The 17,359-nt window shown below is 70.8% G+C and carries 13 protein-coding genes; all 13 read left to right on the top strand.

The genetic code is table 11. From position 1 onward, the window contains the following. The first annotated feature begins 137 nt into the window (after positions 1-137). The 13 genes from ACFZDK_RS30975 (at position 138) to ACFZDK_RS30915 (ending at position 17,359) form a co-directional block, all read left to right on the top strand. Complete coding sequence (locus ACFZDK_RS30975) at positions 138-983, top strand: hypothetical protein (protein ID WP_390977217.1); 846 nt, start codon at positions 138-140, stop codon at positions 981-983. 276 nt (positions 984-1,259) lie between these two features. Then, complete coding sequence (locus ACFZDK_RS30970) at positions 1,260-2,471, top strand: ROK family protein (RefSeq protein ID WP_390977216.1); 1,212 nt, start codon at positions 1,260-1,262, stop codon at positions 2,469-2,471. An 82-nt stretch (positions 2,472-2,553) separates the two neighbouring features. Next, on the top strand, positions 2,554-3,906 hold the full coding sequence (locus ACFZDK_RS30965) for an extracellular solute-binding protein (protein WP_390977215.1): 1,353 nt from the start codon (positions 2,554-2,556) through the stop codon (positions 3,904-3,906). A 2-nt stretch (positions 3,907-3,908) separates the two neighbouring features. Continuing rightward, positions 3,909-4,850, top strand: coding sequence for an ABC transporter permease subunit (locus ACFZDK_RS30960; protein ID WP_390977214.1), 942 nt, complete (start codon positions 3,909-3,911; stop codon positions 4,848-4,850). A gap of 2 nt (positions 4,851-4,852) precedes the next feature. After that, on the top strand, positions 4,853-5,746 hold the full coding sequence (locus tag ACFZDK_RS30955; RefSeq protein WP_316772780.1) for a carbohydrate ABC transporter permease: 894 nt from the start codon (positions 4,853-4,855) through the stop codon (positions 5,744-5,746). 7 nt (positions 5,747-5,753) lie between these two features. Further along, complete coding sequence (locus tag ACFZDK_RS30950; RefSeq protein ID WP_390977213.1) at positions 5,754-7,022, top strand: 6-phospho-beta-glucosidase; 1,269 nt, start codon at positions 5,754-5,756, stop codon at positions 7,020-7,022. Beyond that, positions 7,013-7,984 (top strand): BadF/BadG/BcrA/BcrD ATPase family protein, encoded by a 972-nt coding sequence (locus ACFZDK_RS30945; protein WP_390977212.1) that lies wholly within the window; start codon positions 7,013-7,015, stop codon positions 7,982-7,984. Before ACFZDK_RS30950 ends, ACFZDK_RS30945 begins: the two co-directional genes overlap by 10 nt. A 202-nt stretch (positions 7,985-8,186) precedes the next feature. Next, entirely contained in the window at positions 8,187-9,572 is a 1,386-nt protein-coding gene (locus ACFZDK_RS30940; RefSeq protein ID WP_390977211.1) for a hypothetical protein, read from the top strand. A gap of 14 nt (positions 9,573-9,586) precedes the next feature. After that, positions 9,587-10,624 carry a transporter substrate-binding domain-containing protein gene (locus ACFZDK_RS30935; protein WP_390977210.1) on the top strand — a complete coding sequence of 346 codons (1,038 nt, stop codon included), beginning with the start codon at positions 9,587-9,589 and terminating at the stop codon, positions 10,622-10,624. Between the two features lie 46 nt (positions 10,625-10,670). Continuing rightward, positions 10,671-12,002 carry a hypothetical protein gene (locus ACFZDK_RS30930; protein WP_390977209.1) on the top strand — a complete coding sequence of 444 codons (1,332 nt, stop codon included), beginning with the start codon at positions 10,671-10,673 and terminating at the stop codon, positions 12,000-12,002. 80 nt (positions 12,003-12,082) lie between these two features. Beyond that, positions 12,083-14,548, top strand: a complete 2,466-nt coding sequence (locus tag ACFZDK_RS30925) for a tetratricopeptide repeat protein (RefSeq protein WP_390977316.1) — start codon at positions 12,083-12,085, stop codon at positions 14,546-14,548. A 3-nt stretch (positions 14,549-14,551) separates the two neighbouring features. After that, a complete protein-coding gene (locus tag ACFZDK_RS30920; protein ID WP_390977208.1) occupies positions 14,552-15,886 on the top strand; it encodes a protein phosphatase 2C domain-containing protein in 1,335 nt (444 codons plus the stop codon). A 132-nt stretch (positions 15,887-16,018) separates the two neighbouring features. Then, positions 16,019-17,359 carry a VWA domain-containing protein gene (locus tag ACFZDK_RS30915; protein WP_390977207.1) on the top strand — a complete coding sequence of 447 codons (1,341 nt, stop codon included), beginning with the start codon at positions 16,019-16,021 and terminating at the stop codon, positions 17,357-17,359.

Here is a 17,359-nt window from a genome sequence, read left to right as displayed (position 1 = left end):
GGCTCGGCGGGATTCAGACGGTCTTCACAGGTCCCCCGTATTCTCCCCGTCTTCGCGATGATCTATGGTCGCCGCATTACGGGTCCTTGCTCTGGAGCGCGACGTCGCCCGGGGACCCGTTTCGAATGTGGGGACTTATGAGAAAGCTCGCCATAGGCGCCGCCCTGTGCGGCTCCCTGGCCCTGGCCGGCATCGCGGCGCCCGCCGCCTCCGCGGCCACTCCGAACCTGGTCTTCTCCGACGTGACCGTGAACAAGGGCAAGGCGATCGTCGTCGGCACCACCAAGACGGTGAAGGTGCCGGTGACGTACACCCTGACCCGGCCCGCCGACCTGGTCATCGACAACAAGAAGACGTTCGCCGCGGTAATGCTCTACCGCGGCACGCTGAAGTCGCTCGCCAACGAGCTGGACCCGGAGGTCATGCCCACCTGCACGACGACCTCCACGACGGACAGCACGGTCACCGAGAGCTGCTCCGAGACCATCCCGGTCGACCCGGGCGAGTACCTGTACGACGCCTCGGACGCCACCACGTGGAAGGCCGCGGGCCTGTACGCCCACCTCGACGCCACCGTCTCGGACGACTTCCTCAGCACCGAGTCCGACGTGGCCATCTGGGGCAACCTGACCACCGCCAAGGTGCAGCGCGCGGCCAAGCTGACCGTCAACGCGACCCCCGAGCCGGCGGTCATGGGCAAGACGATCACCGTCAAGGGCAAGCTGACCCGGGCGAACTGGGAGACCGGCAAGTACTCGGGGTACAAGGGGCAGAAGGTCGTCCTCCAGTTCCGCGCCGAGGGCACCAGCACGTACGAGAACGTCAAGGGCATCACCTCCGGCACCGGCGGTGCGCTGTCCACGACCGTGAAGGCGTCGAAGACCGGCTACTACCGCTACGTCTTCGCCGGTACGACGACCACCGCCGCGGCGAAGGCCACCGGCGACCACATCGAGGTGGACCCGCCGGCCACCCGGCTCTGACAGCTCTCCAGGTGCACCAAGGGCCCGTCCGGATCTTCCGGGCGGGCCCTTCGCATGCCCCTTCGCTCCGCCCTTCACATGTCCATGTCCAGGTAACGAGTGCGTTGCCGCGCCTGCGGGCTATTGACGCACTTCTCCCGGCGGCCTACTTTTTCCAGCCAACAGGAAACTTTCCTAACAGTGATCAAGGAGAGCGGTCCGACCGGTTCCCCCGGCTGGACCGATCGCCCAGGTCACTGGGAAACTGAGCGGCTGGAAAGGCAGGTGTCGAACCCCATGGCAGGAACCGCCGGTACGCCGGGCACCCCGCGTGTGCTGCGCGCCATGAACGACCGCGCCGCACTGGACCTGCTGCTGCAGCACGGCCCGCTCTCGCGCACCCGGATCGGCAAGCTCACCGGCCTCTCCAAGCCGACCGCCTCCCAGCTGCTGGCCCGTCTGGAGGCGGCCGGACTGGTCCTGGCGACCGGCACCAGCGAGGGCCGGCCGGGCCCCAACGCCCAGCTGTACTCGGTGAATCCCGCTGCCGCCCACGCCGCCGGACTCGACGTCAACCCCGCCCGGATCCGGGCCGCCGTCGCCGACGTCACCGGCCGCACGGTCGGCGAGTACGAGCTGCCGACCCCGGGCAGGCGCTCCGCCCAGTCCGTCGTACGGCAGGTCACCGACGCCCTGGACGGCGCGGTGAAGGCGGCCGGACTGGCCCGCGACGACCTGCACCGAGTCGTCATCGGCACCCCGGGCGCCTTCGACCCCAACACCGGCCGACTGCGCTACGCCTCGCACCTGCCCGGCTGGCACTCCCCCGCGCTGCTCGACGACCTCGCCGCCGCGCTGCCGATGCCCGTCGAGTACGAGAACGACGTCAACCTCGTCGCCATCGCCGAACAGCGGCTCGGCGCCGCCCGCGGCCACGGCGACTTCGTGCTGCTGTGGAACGAGGAGGGCCTCGGCGCCGCCCTGGTCCTCGGCGGGCGGCTGCACCGCGGCTGGACCGGCGGCGCCGGCGAGGTCGGCTTCCTGCCGGTGCCGGGCACCCCGCTGGTGCGCCAGGTGACCAAGGCCAACAGCGGCGGTTACCAGGAACTCGCCGGTTCGCAGGCCCTTCCCCGGCTCGCCCGCGAACTCGGCATCGAGGACCTGCCCACCGGCTCGCACTCCGAGGTCGCCGCCGCACTCGTCACCCGCGCCATCGATCACGGCACCGGGCCGCACCACGAACTCCTCCGGACCTACGCGACCCGGCTCGCCACCGGTCTCGCCTCCCTCGTCTCCGTCCTCGACCCCGAACTCGTCGTCCTCAGCGGCACCGTCCTGACCGCCGGCGGCGAGGTCCTGCGCGCCCTGGTCCAGGCCGAGCTGGAGGAGCTGGCGGCCGCCCGGCCACGGCTCGTCGTCGGCGACGTCCAGGAACACCCCGTGCTGCGCGGCGCGCTGGAGAGCGCGCTCGCGACCACCCGCGACGAGGTCTTCGACACCTCGCGCTGACCCCGGCTCCTCCCCTTCTTCCCGCTCTTCCCGCTCTTTCCGTTCTTCCCGTCCCGCCTGCCCGCCCTTGGGAGATCCCGTCATGCCCTCACGCACACCCTCAGCCGCCCGAAAGACGGCTTTTGCCCTGACTGTGCTGACCAGTTCGCTGGCCCTGCTCACCACCGCCTGTACCGGCCAGTCCTCCTCCGGCGCCTCCGACGACGCCTCCGCGAACACCACCATCAACTTCTGGCACGCCTGGAGCGCCCCGAACGAGGTGAAGGCGGTCAACGCGCTGATCACCGGCTTCGAGAAGGCGCACCCCAACATCCACGTCAACGTCGTCTCCAACATGACCGACGACAAGATCAACCAGGCGCTGCGCAGCGGCGGCGACAAGGCCCCGGACGTCATCTCGTCGTTCACCACCAACAACGTGGGCAAGTTCTGCTCCTCGGGCGCGCTGGTCGACCTGAACCCGTTCTTCAAGAAGTCCGGCATCGACCCGGAGACGACGTTCCCGAAGGCGATGAACGAGTACACCCAGTACGACGGCAACCGCTGCACGGCGCCGCTGCTCGGGGACGCGTACGGCCTCTACTACAACAAGACGGCGTTCAAGGCGGCGGGCATCACCAGCCCGCCGAAGACCTGGACCGAATTCCGGGCGGACGCCAAGAAACTGACGATCACCCAGGGCGACAGCTACAAGCAGCTCGGTTTCATGCCGGACTACCACGGCTGGGAGACCACGACCGAGCACTACGCGGCCCAGTTCTCGCCGACGTATTTCACCTCCGACGGCAAGTCGAACATCGCCAAGGACCCCGCTTTCACCGAGGCGTTCACGCTGCAGAAGAACCTCGTCGACGACCTCGGCGGATTCCAGAAGCTGGAGAAGTACCGGGCGACCCTCGGCGACGAATGGGGCGACAAGCACCCCTTCCAGACCGGCCAGGTCGCCATGCAGCTCGACGGCGAGTGGCGGCTCGGCATGGCCCTCGCGACCAAGCCGAAGTTCGACATCGGCGTCGCCCCGCTGCCCGTCCCCGACGACCAGGTCGCGCAGTACGGCAAGGGCTACATCACCGGCACCATCGCCGGTATCGCCGCCACCAGCAAGAAGCAGAACGCGGCCTGGGAGTTCGTCAAGTACATCACCACGGACACCGACGCGGTGGTGAACTTCTCCAACGCCATCCACAACGTGCCGTCCACGCTGGCCGCCCTGAAGTCGCCCAAGCTGACGTACGACCCGCGCTTCAAGACCTTCCTGGACATCGCCGCCAACCCGAACTCCACGACGTCCCCCGCCTCCATCAACGGCGGTGTGTACCTGACGACGATCCAGAACTTCGGATACGACTACGAAAGCGGCAAGGTCAAGGACCTCAAGTCCGGTCTGGAGGCCACGGCCAAGCAGATCGACACGGACATCGCGCAGGCCAAGTAGCGATGAGCACCATCACGCTGGCGTCGAAGCGCCGCCGGTCGGCGCTTCGTACGGTCGCCTTCATGTCGCCCTGGCTGATCGGGTTCTCGGTCTTCTTCGCGTACCCGCTGCTCTCCACGGTCTATTTCTCCTTCATGCACTACGACGGCTTCAAACCGCCGACGTGGACCGGCACGAAGAACTGGACGTACGTCTTCGAGCACTATCCCTACTTCTGGCCCGCGATGCGCAACACCCTGTGGCTCGTGGTCGTGATGGTCTCGCTGCGGGTCGTCTTCGGACTCGGCATCGGCATGCTCATCACGAAGATAAAGACGGGTACCGGGATCTTCCGCACCCTCTTCTACCTGCCGTACCTGGCCCCGCCGGTCGCGGCGACGATGGCCTTCGCCTTCCTCCTCAACCCGGGAACCGGGCCGGTCAACTCGATGCTGGAGAAGATCGGCATCCCGGCCCCGGGCTGGTTCAACGACCCCACCTGGTCCAAGCCGGCCCTGACCCTGCTCGCGCTGTGGGGCGTCGGCGACCTGATGGTCATCTTCATGGCCGCGCTGCTCGACGTGCCGAAGGAGCAGTACGAGGCGGCGGAGCTGGACGGCGCCTCCGCGTGGCAGCGGTTCCGGTTCGTCACGCTGCCGAACATCTCGCCGATCGTGATGTTCGCGGTCGTGACGGGTGTCATCCAGACGATGCAGTACTACACACAGCCGCTCATCGCCGGAAAGGTCGCCTCGGGCGTCATCCAGGGCGCGGGCACGCAGTTCGAGCCCGGGTATCCGGAGAAGTCGACGCTCACCCTCCCCCAGCTCGTCTACAACCTCGGTTTCCAGCGCTTCGACTACGGCTCCGCGTGTGTCGTCGCCCTCGTGCTCTTCGCCCTGTCCATGGTGTTCACCGCGTTCCTGATGCGGCGCCGGGGCGGTCTCATCCAGGCAGGTGACTGACGATGACCCAAGTACTGGACCGGCCGACGGAGTTGAAGGCCCCGGCGTCGGACGCCGAACGCGAGGCCCGCCGCAAGGCCCTGCTGAACTGGGTGGCGGTCCACTCCCTCGGCGTCGCCGCCGCCCTCTTCTTCACGCTGCCCTTCGTGTTCGTGTTCCTCACCTCGCTGATGAGCGACAGCCAGGCACTGAGCCGGGACCTGATCCCGCACACCTGGGAATGGGGCAACTACAAGAAGGTCTTCGACACCCCCGGCTTCCTGACCTGGTGGAAGAACACCCTGATCTACGCCGGCCTGGGCACCGTCCTGACCGTGGTGTCCTCGCTCCCGGTGGCGTACGCACTCGCCAAGTTCCGCTTCCGCGGCCGCAATCTGTCCCTGATGCTGGTGATCTCGATGATGATGCTGCCACCGCAGGTGGTCATCATCCCGATGTACCTCTTCTGGGCTAAGCAGCTGGACCTCTCCGGCACCCTGTGGCCGCTGATCGTGCCGATGGCGTTCGGTGACGCGTTCTCCATCTTCCTGCTGCGCCAGTTCCTGACGACGATCCCGAACGAGTACCTGGACGCGGCGAAGGTGGACGGCTGCGGGGACCTCAGGACCCTGCTGCGCGTGGTGATCCCCATGGCGAAGCCGGGCATCGCCGCCGTCGCCCTCTTCCAGTTCTTCTACGCCTGGAACGACTACTTCGGCCCCCAGATCTACGCGTCCGAGAACCCGGGCGCCTGGACCCTCTCCTACGGCCTGGAGTCCTTCAAGGGCATGCACCACACCGACTGGAACCTGACCATGGCCGCGACCGTGCTGGTCATGGCCCCCGTGATCCTCGTCTTCTTCTTCGCCCAGAAGGCGTTCGTCGAGGGCGTCACGCTCACCGGAGTGAAGGGTTAACCCATACATGAAACTCACTGTGGTCGGCGGAGGCTCGACCTACACCCCTGAACTCATCGACGGCTTCGCCCGCCTGCGGGACACCCTGCCCGTCGAGGAACTGGTCCTGGTGGACCCGGCGGCCGAACGGCTGGAGCTGGTGGGCGGACTGGCCCGCCGCATCTTCGCCAAGCAGGGCCACAGCGGCCGCATCGTCACCACCTCCGACCTGGACGCGGGCGTCGAGGGCGCCGACGCGGTGCTGCTGCAACTGCGCGTCGGCGGCCAGGCGGCCCGGCAGCAGGACGAGACCTGGCCGCTGGAGTGCGGCTGCATCGGCCAGGAGACCACCGGCGCCGGCGGCCTGGCCAAGGCCCTGCGCACGGTCCCGGTCGTCCTGGACATCGCCGAACGCGTCCGCCGCACCAACCCGAACGCCTGGATCATCGACTTCACCAATCCGGTGGGGATCGTGACCCGTGCCCTGCTCCAGGCCGGTCACAAGGCGGTCGGGCTGTGCAACGTGGCGATCGGCTTCCAGCGGAAGTTCGCGAAGCTGCTCGGCGTCACCCCGGCCGAGGTCCACCTCGACCACGTCGGCCTCAACCACCTCACCTGGGAGACGGCGGTCCGCCTCGGCGGCCCCGAGGGCGACAACGTCCTGCCCAAGCTGCTCGGGGAGCACGGCGACGCCATCGCCGCCGACCTCAAGCTGCCGACAGGCCTCCTGGACCGCCTGGGCGGCGTCATCCCGTCCTACTACCTGCGCTACTACTACGCCCACGACGAGGTGGTGCGCGAACTGCGCACCAAGCCGTCCCGGGCCGCCGAAGTGGCCGCGATGGAGAAGCAGTTGCTGGAGATGTACGGCGACCCGGCCCTGGACGAGAAGCCGGAGCTGCTCGCCAAGCGGGGCGGCGCCTACTACTCGGAGGCGGCGGTCGACCTGGCCGCGGCCCTGCTCGGCAGCACCGGGAACCCCTACCAGGTGGTGAACACGTACAACGGCGGCACGCTGCCCTTCCTCCCCGACGACGCGGTGATCGAGGTCCAGGCGGCGGTGGGCGCGAGCGGCCCGGTACCGATGTCCGTCCCGGATGTCGACCCGCTGTTCGCCGGGCTGGTGGCGAACGTGACGGCCTACGAGGAGCTGGCCCTGGAGGCGGCCCTGCGCGGCGGCCGGGACCGCGTCTTCCGGGCCCTCCTGTCCCACCCCCTGATCGGCCAGTACGAGTACGCCGACGCCCTGACCGACCGACTGATCGCGCACAACCGGGAGCACCTCGCGTGGGCCTGACCGCAAGTGTCCTCGCCATCGACGCGGGCAACAGCAAGACCGACGTCGCGGTGGTGGCGGCGGACGGCGAGGTCCTCGCCACGGCCCGCGGCGGCGGTTTCCGGCCGCCGGTGGTGGGCGTGGAACAGGCCGTGGACGAGGTGGCGGAGGCGGTCGCCGAGGCGTACGGCGCCGCCGGGGTCACCTCCGTCGCCCACGTCTCCGCGTGCCTGGCCAACGCCGACTTCCCCTTCGAGGAGGAGCAGTTGGCCGCCGCGCTGGCCACGCGCGCGTGGGGGGCGACGGTGGCGGTCCGCAACGACACCTTCGCGATCCTGCGGGCCGGCGTGACCGAGCCGCGCGGTGTCGCCGTCGTGTGCGGCGCGGGCATCAACTGCGTCGGCATGCGCCCCGACGGCCGCACCGCCCGCTTCCCCGCGCTCGGCCGCATCTCCGGCGACTGGGGCGGCGGCTGGGGGCTCGCCGAGGAGGCCCTCTGGCACGCGGCCCGCGCGGAGGACGGACGCGGGGAAGGTACGGCGCTGGCCCGCACGCTCCCGGCGCACTTCGGCTACGACACCATGCTCGCGCTGATCGAGGCCCTGCACCGGGAGGAGGTCGAGCCCGCCCGCCGCCACGAGTTGACCCCGGTCCTGTTCGCCACCGCGGCCGACGGCGACCTGGTCGCCCGGACGGTCGTGGACCGGCTGGCCCAGGAAGTGGTGGCCATGGCGATGGTCGCCCTGACCCGCCTCGACCTGCTGGACGAGGAGACCCCGGTGCTGCTGGGGGGCGGGGTACTGGCCGGCGGCCACCCGCAACTCGACGACGGCGTCCGCGAACTGCTGGCCGCACGGGCCCCGAAGGCGGTACCGAGGGTGGTGACAGCACGGCCAGTGCTGGGCGCGGCACTGCTGGGACTGGACACGGCGGGAGCGGGGGTGGCTGTGCAGGAGCGAGTGCGGGCGTACTTCGAGGGGTGACCCCGGGTCAGGCGGGGGTGGGGACGCCTACCGGCGCCGGCAGTGCGCCTCCCCCACCCCTCCGGAACCGAACCGATCCCCCCGGCGTATTCATGGGCAGGGGTTCCGCTGCGATCCGATCAAGATCCAGTGAAGGCCGGTGCCGAATGTCGGTCCGGGCGGCGATACTGGGCGGCGACCGGATGACCATGGGGGAGGTCACGTGACACACCCGCCGATCAGCAGCGCGGCACCGCCAGGAGCAGGCCCCGGCCTGCCCGCGTCGGCGCCCCCTCGCCGTACCGCGTTCGCGGAGGGCGTCGAGCGGTTGCGCACCGCCGCGACCACCGAACCCGGCCGGCTCCGCCTGATCGGCGCCGTCCTGGCCGCCCTGATCGTCGCGTTCGGTGCCGTCACCGCCTGGCAGATGGCCGACCGCGCGGCCGCCGCCGACGACGTCCTGCACCGCAGCCAGCCGCTCAGTTCGGGCGCGGCCGACATCTACCGCTCGCTGGCGGACGCCAACACGGCCGCCTCCAGTGGCTTCCTGGCGGGCGGTCAGGAGACGGCGGCCTCCCGCGACACGTACGAGAAGGACATCCGGACCGCCGCCGCCGGGCTGGTCAACGCCGCCGCCAACTCCGAGCCCGGCTCGCCCGCCGAGGCGGCCATCTCGAAGCTGAACAAGCTGCTGCCGGAGTACAAGGGGCTCGTGGAGCGGGCCAGGGTCTACAACCGGCAGGGCTACCCGGTCGGCGGCGCCTACCTGCGGTACGCGAACGACAAGATGCAGGACGAGATGCTCCCGGCGGCGAAGGAGCTCTACGACAAGGAGAACACGCGGCTCGCGTCGGACTACTCGGACGCGACGCCGTACCCCTGGGCGGCCATCGTCCTCGGCCTGCTCGCGCTCGCCGCGCTCGCCTGGGCCCAGCTGCGCCACTACCGCCGGACCAACCGCCTGCTGAACCACGGTCTGGTGGCGGCCTCCGCGGCCACCGTCATCACCCTGCTGTGGCTGGTCGTCGGCCACACCCTGGCCCGCGCGGGCCTGGACGGCTCCTACGACCACGGCGTCCGCTCGCTGAACGTGCTGCACGACGCCCGGATCGCCTCCCTGAACGCGCGGGGCAACGAGAACCTGAGCCTGGTGGCACGCGGCGCCGAGACCATCAAGGTCGGCAACGAGAACTACGACGCGTACTACTACGACTTCGACAAGGACATGACCGCCCTCGGCAAGGGCCTCGCCCAGGCGGCGCGGCTCGCGGACGACACGGCGGGCAGCAAGCCGGTGGCGGCGGCCCAGGGCAACATGCAGGTGTGGAAGGACCGCCACGCCGACGCCCGCGAGGACGACGAGAACGGCGACTACGAGGCGGCGCTGGCCAAGGTCATCGGTCCCAAGAACGCGACGGCCGAGTGCTTCGACAGCGTCGACAACAACCTGAAGGCCGCGTTGGACCAGGAGGAGCACGAGTTCCAGCAGCGGGCCACCGACGGGCGGGACGCGATGACCGGGCTGCCGATCGGTGCCGCCATGCTGGGGGTCGCGGCGGCCTCTGGCGCGTTGTTCGGTATCGGGCGCAGGCTGTCGGAGTACCGGTGAGAGGGGGCGTGGCGATGTTCGTACGGAGGTTGCGGGTCTCCCTGCGCGGCTGGGGCGGCGTGGGCGCGATGACGGTCGGCTGCGCCCTGGCGCTGGCGTTCGTCCTGCTGCTGCCCCTCACCCAGTCCCCTGACGAGGGCGGCGAGGAGGGGTCCGGCGGGCAGGGCGGACTGACCAACGGCAGCCAGGTGCGGGCCGACAACTGCAAGGATTCCCAGGCACAGAACGAGACCCTGTCGCCGTCGGGCGCCGATGGCGGCACGATCGACGCCATCAAGGCCCGCAAGGGCGACGCGCGGAAGCTGATCGTCGGCGTCGACCAGAACAGTTACCGCTGGGGCTACCGCAACCCGAACAACTCCGGTGCGGATCTGGAGGGTTTCGACATCGACCTGGTGCACCGGATAGCCAAGGACATCCTCGGCGACGCGAACGACGTGACGTTCAAGGCGATCCCGACCAGCCAGCGGATACCGGCGGTGCAGCAGGGCGACGTCGACATGGTGGTGCGCACGATGACCATCACCTGCAAGCGGCTGGACGATGTCGCGTTCTCCGCGCCGTACTTCAAGACCGGCCAGCAGGTGCTCGCGCCGAAGTCGTCGTCGATCACGGGGTACAACGCGACGCTCGCGAACAAGACCGTGTGCACGGCGGACGGTTCGACGGCCAACGAAGCGGTGACCCGCGACAAGGGGACCAAGCTGCCCTCCTCGGTGAAGATCAAGGTCGTGCCCAACCAGCTGGACTGCCTGGTGCGGTTGCAGCTCGGCGAGGTCGACGCGGTGATCACCGACGGCGCGCTCGCCGCCAGCCAGGCCGCCCAGGACCCGACGGTCGCTCTGAAGGGCCCGCCGTTCACCACCGAGTACTACGGCGTGGCGATGAACAGCAATGCGGACGATCTGGTACGCCGGGTCAACCAGATCCTGGTGGACTACCGGGCCGACGGCTGGCAGGAGTCGTACAACAGGTGGCTGTCGGCGACACTGGGACGGGACTCGACGGGGTCAAAACCGCCCACGCCGCAGCAGTACCTGCGCACGAGCTGACCCGCATCCGCCGGCCAGGCCCCGACAAGCAAGCGAGAGGTGATCGATGGGCGTCACGGACCCCGCCGGGCCGGTGATGGACCGGGACGAGGTGGACCGTGCGCTGGCGCGGCTCGGCGCGGAGCACGAGGCGATCGAGACCTCGCTGCTCGCCCTGCAGGACCACGCGGGCCGCAGGCTCCTGGAAGGCGCCGAGCTGACCGGGACGACCCGGGAGCGGTGGACGACCGCCGAGGCCTCGATCAGCCTGCTGTGGGCCTACTTCGACGCGTACACGGACGCGCTGCGCTCCGCCCGGGAGATCCGGGCCCGGCGCCGCTGGTCCAGCCGTGAGGACCTGGTGGAGCTGACCGAGCTGCTGCGCGGCGAGTCCGTGACGGTGGCGGGCAGCGCCACGGCGACGGCGAACGCGCCGACGCTGCTGTCGGCGGCCGGCCGGCTCAGCGAGCGCTTCTCGCTGGCGGCCCTGGTGGACCGGATGAACGAGCTGTACGCGACCTCGCTGGACATGGTCGTCACCGCCGACGCGGTGTGGTCGGCGCTGCCCGCGCGGATCGATTTACTCGCCGCCGAGCTGCAGCGCACCCGCACGCTGGCGCACTCGGTGGGGGTACGCCCGGGCGAGCACCCGGCGGGCGACGACCTGGAGCGCATCACCCGCACCCTGACCAGGCTCCGCGAGGACGTGGTCTCCGACCCGCTGACCTTCTGGATCCCCGCCCAGGGAAGTTCGGCGCCCGGCGGCGGCCGTCCCGACACCGCGGTGTACGACCGGGAGGCGCGGGCCCTGGAGGAGGTGCGGCGGGAGATCGACGCCGTGCTGACGGTACGGCAGGACGCCGAGACCCGGCTGATCAAGCTGCGGGACGTGCTCTCCCGCGCGGACCGCACCCTCGCCGAGGCGCGCACCGCGCGCGGTGAGGTCCTCGCGAAGATCGCGGCGACCGAGGTGCCGGTGGTCAGCGGTCCGCCGACCGCGCTGCAGGAGCAGCTGGCGACGGCCGCCGAGTACCGCCGGCAGGCCCAGTGGCACCGGCTGTCGCCGCTGCTTGAGTCGCTGGAGCAGAAGGCGGAGGACGAACTGCTGCGCGCCCGCGAGTCGTTGACGGCGGTCACCGCGCCGCTGGCGGTCCGCGCGGAGCTGCGCGGCCGGCTGGACGCGTACAAGGCGAAGGTGGCCCGGCACGGGCTGGCGGAGGACCCGTTCCTGATCGAGCGGTACGACGCGGCCCGGCGGATGCTGTGGAGCGCGCCCTGCGATCTGCGGGTCGCGGAGCAGGCGGTGCTGCGCTACCAGCAGGCGGCGGCCGAGGCGCTGCGCGCCCCGCGCGTGCCGCACCAGAGCGGGCCCGAGGACCGGAGGGGGCCCGGAGCGTGAGCGACAAGGGAGATGGGGGCGCGGTGAGCCTGGCGGGACAGACATGCCAGCGACCCGGCTGCGAGGGGTCGTACGAGGACATGGGCGGCGGTGAGCTGTACTGCGACACCTGCGGTCTGGCCCCGGTCGTCCCGGCCGGGGATCCGTCCGCCGAGGGAGGGATGCTCGGTTCGACGGCCACCGGGATCACGGCCGGCGGCAAGGGCTCGGCGGGCAGCGGGAGTTCACGCTCCGGCAGCCGTGGCAGCTCGCGTACGTCGTCGCAGTCGTCGAAGTCGCGGCGCTCGGTCTCCGGGCGGCTGTCGCGGTCGCTGTCGGGCAAGTCGACGGGCCGCTCGGTGTCGGTGCGCAGCTCCGGTTCGTCGGCCAGTGCCTCGGCGCGCAGCCGGCTCGGCGCCGGTCTGGTGACGGTCCCGCAGGTGCCGCGGCCGGACCCGCGCGAGATGGTCCTGGAGAACCCCGAGGTGCCCGAGCGCAAGCGGTTCTGCTCGCGCTCGGACTGCGGGGCGCCGGTCGGGCGCGGGCGCGGTGACCGGCCGGGGCGGACCGAGGGCTTCTGCACCAAGTGCGGCAACCCTTACTCGTTCGTGCCCAAGCTCAAGGGCGGGGACGTGGTGCACGGCCAGTACGAGGTCGCGGGCTGTCTGGCGCACGGCGGCCTGGGCTGGATCTACCTCGCCGTGGACCGGGCCGTCGCCGACCGCTGGGTGGTCCTCAAGGGCCTCCTGGACACCGGCGACCAGGACGCGATGGAGGCGGCGATCTCCGAGCGGCGGTTCCTCGCGGAGATCGAGCACGCCAACATCGTGCGGATCTACAACTTCGTCGAGCACCTCGACCAGCGCACCGGCTCCCTCGACGGCTACATCGTCATGGAGTACGTCGGCGGCAAGTCCCTGAAGGAGATCGCCAACGACCGGCGCACCCCGGACGGCCGCCGGGACCCGCTGCCGGTGGAGCAGGCGTGTGCTTACGGCATCGAGGCCCTTGAGGCCCTCGGCCACCTGCACAGCCGCAACCTCCTGTACTGCGACTTCAAGGTCGACAACGCCATCCAGACCGAGGACCAGCTCAAGCTGATCGACATGGGCGCGGTGCGCCGCATGGACGACGAGGAGTCGGCCATCTACGGCACGGTCGGCTACCAGGCGCCCGAGGTCGCGGAGGTCGGCCCGTCGGTCGCGTCCGACCTGTACACGGTCGGCCGTACCCTCGCGGTCCTCACCTTCGACTTCCAGGGCTACACGACCGTCTTCGTGGACTCGCTGCCCGACCCGGACAACATCGAGGTGTTCCGGCAGTACGAGTCCTTCTACCGGCTGCTGGTCCGGGCCACCGACCCGGACCCGGCCCGCCGGTTCGCCTCCGCGCAGGAGATGGCCGAGCAGCTGACCGGTGTGCTGCGCGAGGTGGTGTCGGTGCAGACCGGCACCGCCCGGCCCGCCCTGTCGACGCTGTTCGGGCCCGAGGTGAAGGTCACGGACACCGAGCTGTTCCCGAAGCTGGACGGGGACGTGTCCCGGCTGGGGGCGCGGGCGGTGGCCTCCAGAACGCTGGCGCTGGAGCCGGCGGGAGCGGGATCGGCCGCCGCCGAGCCCGCCCTGGTGAAGACCGTCGCCACCCCGGCCGCCGCCCTCGCCCTGCCGGTCCCGCTGGTCGATCCGAACGACCCGAACGCCGGTTTCCTGGCGGGCCTGATGATGACCTCGGCGCCGGGCGAGCTGCTCGGGGCGCTGGCCGCCGCGCCTGCGCAGACCGTGGAGACCCGGCTGCGCCAGGTCCGGGCCCGGCTGGAGAACGGCGACCACGAGGCCGCCCTGACCGCGCTGGGCGCGCTGGAGGACGAGGAGCCGGACGACTGGCGGGTGGTCTGGTACCGGGGCGTGGCCGCCCTGGTCACCGGCGATTTCGAGGGCGCGGCACTGTCCTTCGACGCGATCTACGACGCCTTCCCGGGCGAGAGCGCGCCCAAGCTGGCGCTCGGCCTGTGCGCGGAGGTGCTGGGCCAGCTGGACAACGCGGCCGAGTACTACCGGCTGGTGTGGGCGACCGACCCGAGCTTCGTCAGCTCCGCCTTCGGGCTGGCCCGGGTGCGGCTGGCGGCCGGGGACCGGCGCGGTGCCGTACGGACCCTGGAGTCGGTGCCGGAGGCCTCGATCCACTTCACGGCGGCCCGGGTGGCGGCCGTACGGGCGCGGCTGCGACACCGGACCGCGGCGGCCGACGACACGCCGTTCCTGGACGATCTGACGGCCTCCGCGGGGCAGATCGAGGCGCTGGACGCGTACGGTCTGGATCCGGCCCGGCGCGAGCAGTTGTCGGCGGAAGTGCTCGGCTGCGCGCTGGACTGGATACTCTCCGGGGGCCGGGGCGGCGAGGCCGCCACCGGCAGCCGGGTACTGCTCGGCAGCGGTCTGGACGAGCGGGGCCTCCGCTTCGGCCTGGAGCGCTCGTACCGCACGCTGGCCAGACTGGCGACCGGCGGCGAGGAGAGGATCGACCTGGTGGAACGGGCCAACCGTTACCGCCCCCGGACGTGGGTGTAGTTGATGTCGCAGATGCCCCAGCAGGCCGCACCGGCGAAGTGCCCGAGCTGCGCCGAGCCGCTCGAATCGGGTGATCTCTTCTGCGGTGCGTGCGGGTACGACCTGTCGGCCGTGCCCGCCGCGCCGCAGGACCACCCGACCCTCACCATGGGCGCCTCCGGTGTGGGATCCTCGGGTGTGGACTGGCCCCCGCCCGAACCGGAGAGTTCCGGTACGCCCGCGGCCCCGCATCTGCCGACGGATCTGCCCGGCACGGACTCGGGCGGCAAGCCGCTGCCCGGTACACCGGCGCACGGTTCGCCGGTGTCGCCGGCCTCCGGGGTGCGTTTCGACCGGCCGTCGGAGCCGGACGACTACCCGCTCCAGGCGCCCGACCCGAGGATCGCCGCCTCCGCCGCGGAGACCGCCGACACCGTCGAGACCCCGAAGGTGTGCGTGGCCTGCCGGGCGGGCCGGGTCGACGACGACGGCTACTGCGAGAACTGCGGGCACGCCCAGCCGCGCGAGCGCGACCACATGGAGCAGGAGTCGGGCCCGGTGGCCGCCGTCAGCGACCGCGGGCTGCGCCACCACCGCAACGAGGACGCGTTCGCCGTCGAGCACACCGCGCTGCCCGACGGCACCCCGGCCACCCTGGCGGTCGTCTGCGACGGCGTCTCCTCGGCTACCCGCCCCGACGAGGCCTCCATGGCCGCCTCCCGGGCCGCGGGCGAGGCGCTGCTGGCCGCGCTGGGGCAGGGCACGCACCCGCAGCAGGCGATGCACGAGGCGATCGTCGTTGCCTCCCAGGCGGTGAACGCCCTCGCCGAGGAGCCGCCCTCGGCCCGGGAGCACACCCCGCACCAGAACGCCCCGGCGTGCACGATCGTCGGCTCGATCGTCACCCCGGGCCTGCTGGTCGTCGGCTGGGTCGGCGACAGCCGCGCCTACTGGGTGCCGGTGGACCGGAGCTCACCGGCGGCCCGGCTCACCGAGGACGACTCCTGGGCCGCGCAGATGGTGGCCGCGGGGCTGATGAGCGAGGCGGAGGCCTACGCCGACGAGCGCGCCCACGCGATCACCGGCTGGCTCGGCGCCGACGCCTACGAACTGGAGCCGCACACCGCTTCCTTCAAGCCGGACCGGCCTGGTGTGGTGGTGGTGTGCACGGACGGTCTGTGGAACTACGCGGAGACGGCCGAGGAGATGTCCGAGGTCGTCCCCGCCGACGCCGCGCTACGACCGCTGCACGCGGCCCGGGTCCTGGTCGGTCACGCCCTGGACGGCGGGGGCCACGACAACGTAACAGTGGCGCTGCTGCCGTTCCCGGCGACCGCGCAGGGGGCAGGATCCGCCTGAGGCCGCGCAAACCGGCCGCAAACGGGAACCGGACGTACAGCGACATACGGGGAAGCACCGCGGACCGGAGGGGACCGGTCCGCACATCGTCAGCACCCATCAGGCGTGGGGTGGAGGGGGACCAGAGCAGTCATGGCCAATTTCTCGAAGTCGAGCGTGCCGCAGTTCTCGGTGGACGTGTACCAGAACGAATACCTGCCGGACGGCGGCCGTGAGGTCAACGCGATCGTCACGGTGACGGCGACCGGCGGAGGCACCGTCGGGACCGCGGTCGGGGCGTCGTACGCACCCGGGCAGGGGCCCTCCGCCGGGGTGGCGGTCATGGTCGACTGCTCGGGGTCGATGGACTACCCGCCCACCAAGATGCGCAACGCCCGGGACGCCACGGCGGCCGCGATCGACACCCTGCGCGACGGCACCCACTTCGCGGTGATCGGCGGCACCCACGTCGCCAAGGAGGTCTACCCGGGCGGCGGCGCGCTCGCGGTGGCCGACCGCACCACCCGGGAGCAGGCCAAGCAGGCGCTGCGCAGGCTGAGCGCGGGCGGCGGTACGGCGATCGGCACCTGGCTGCGCCTCGCCGACCGGCTGCTCTCCTCCGCGGACGTCACCATCCGGCACGGCATCCTGCTCACCGACGGCCGCAACGAGCACGAGTCGCCCGAGGACCTGAAGGCCGCCCTGGACTCCTGCGCCGGACGCTTCACCTGTGACGCCCGGGGCGTGGGCACCGACTGGGAAGTGAAAGAAGTCACAGGGATAGCCTCCGCGCTGCTCGGCACCGCCGACATCGTCGCCGATCCCACCGGTCTGGCCGCCGACTTCACGCAGATGATGGAGACGGCGATGGGCAAGGAGGTCGCGGACGTGGCGCTGCGGCTGTGGACCCCGGTCGGCACGACCATCAAGTACGTCAAGCAAGTGGCGCCCACCGTGGAGCAGTTGACCGACCGCCGCACCGAGGCCGGGCCGCGCGCCGGGGACTACCCGACCGGCTCCTGGGGCGACGAGTCCCGCGATTACCACGTCTGTGTGGAGGTCCCCTCGGCCGGTCTCGGCCAGGAAATGCTCGCGGCCCGCGTCTCGTTGGTCGTCCCGCAGCCCGACGGGAGCGTCCAGAACCTTGGCGCACAGGGCTTGATCAGGGCGGTATGGACGGACGACATGGTCGCCTCCACCTCCATCAACCCCCAGGTCGCCCACTACACCGGTCAGGCCGAACTGGCACAAGCCATCCAACAGGGGCTGGATCTCCGCAAAGCGGGTGATATGGATGGAGCAACCGCCAAACTGGGTCGGGCCGTTCAGTTGGCAAGCGCTTCCGGGAACGCGGATACTGCGAAACTGCTTGCGAAGGTGGTGGACGTGGTCGACGCCGCGACGGGTACTGTGCGACTGAAAGCGAAGGTTGCGGAGGCCGACGAGATGACTCTCGAGACAAGGTCCACAAAGACTGTTCGTGTAAAGAAGTGA

It is taken from the genome of Streptomyces sp. NPDC007901, from assembly GCF_042959465.1.
In the GTDB taxonomy this organism is placed as follows: Bacteria; Actinomycetota; Actinomycetes; order Streptomycetales; family Streptomycetaceae; genus Streptomyces.
The sequence above is the reverse complement of the archived record's forward strand: the minus strand, read 5'-3'. Positions and strand labels throughout refer to the sequence as shown.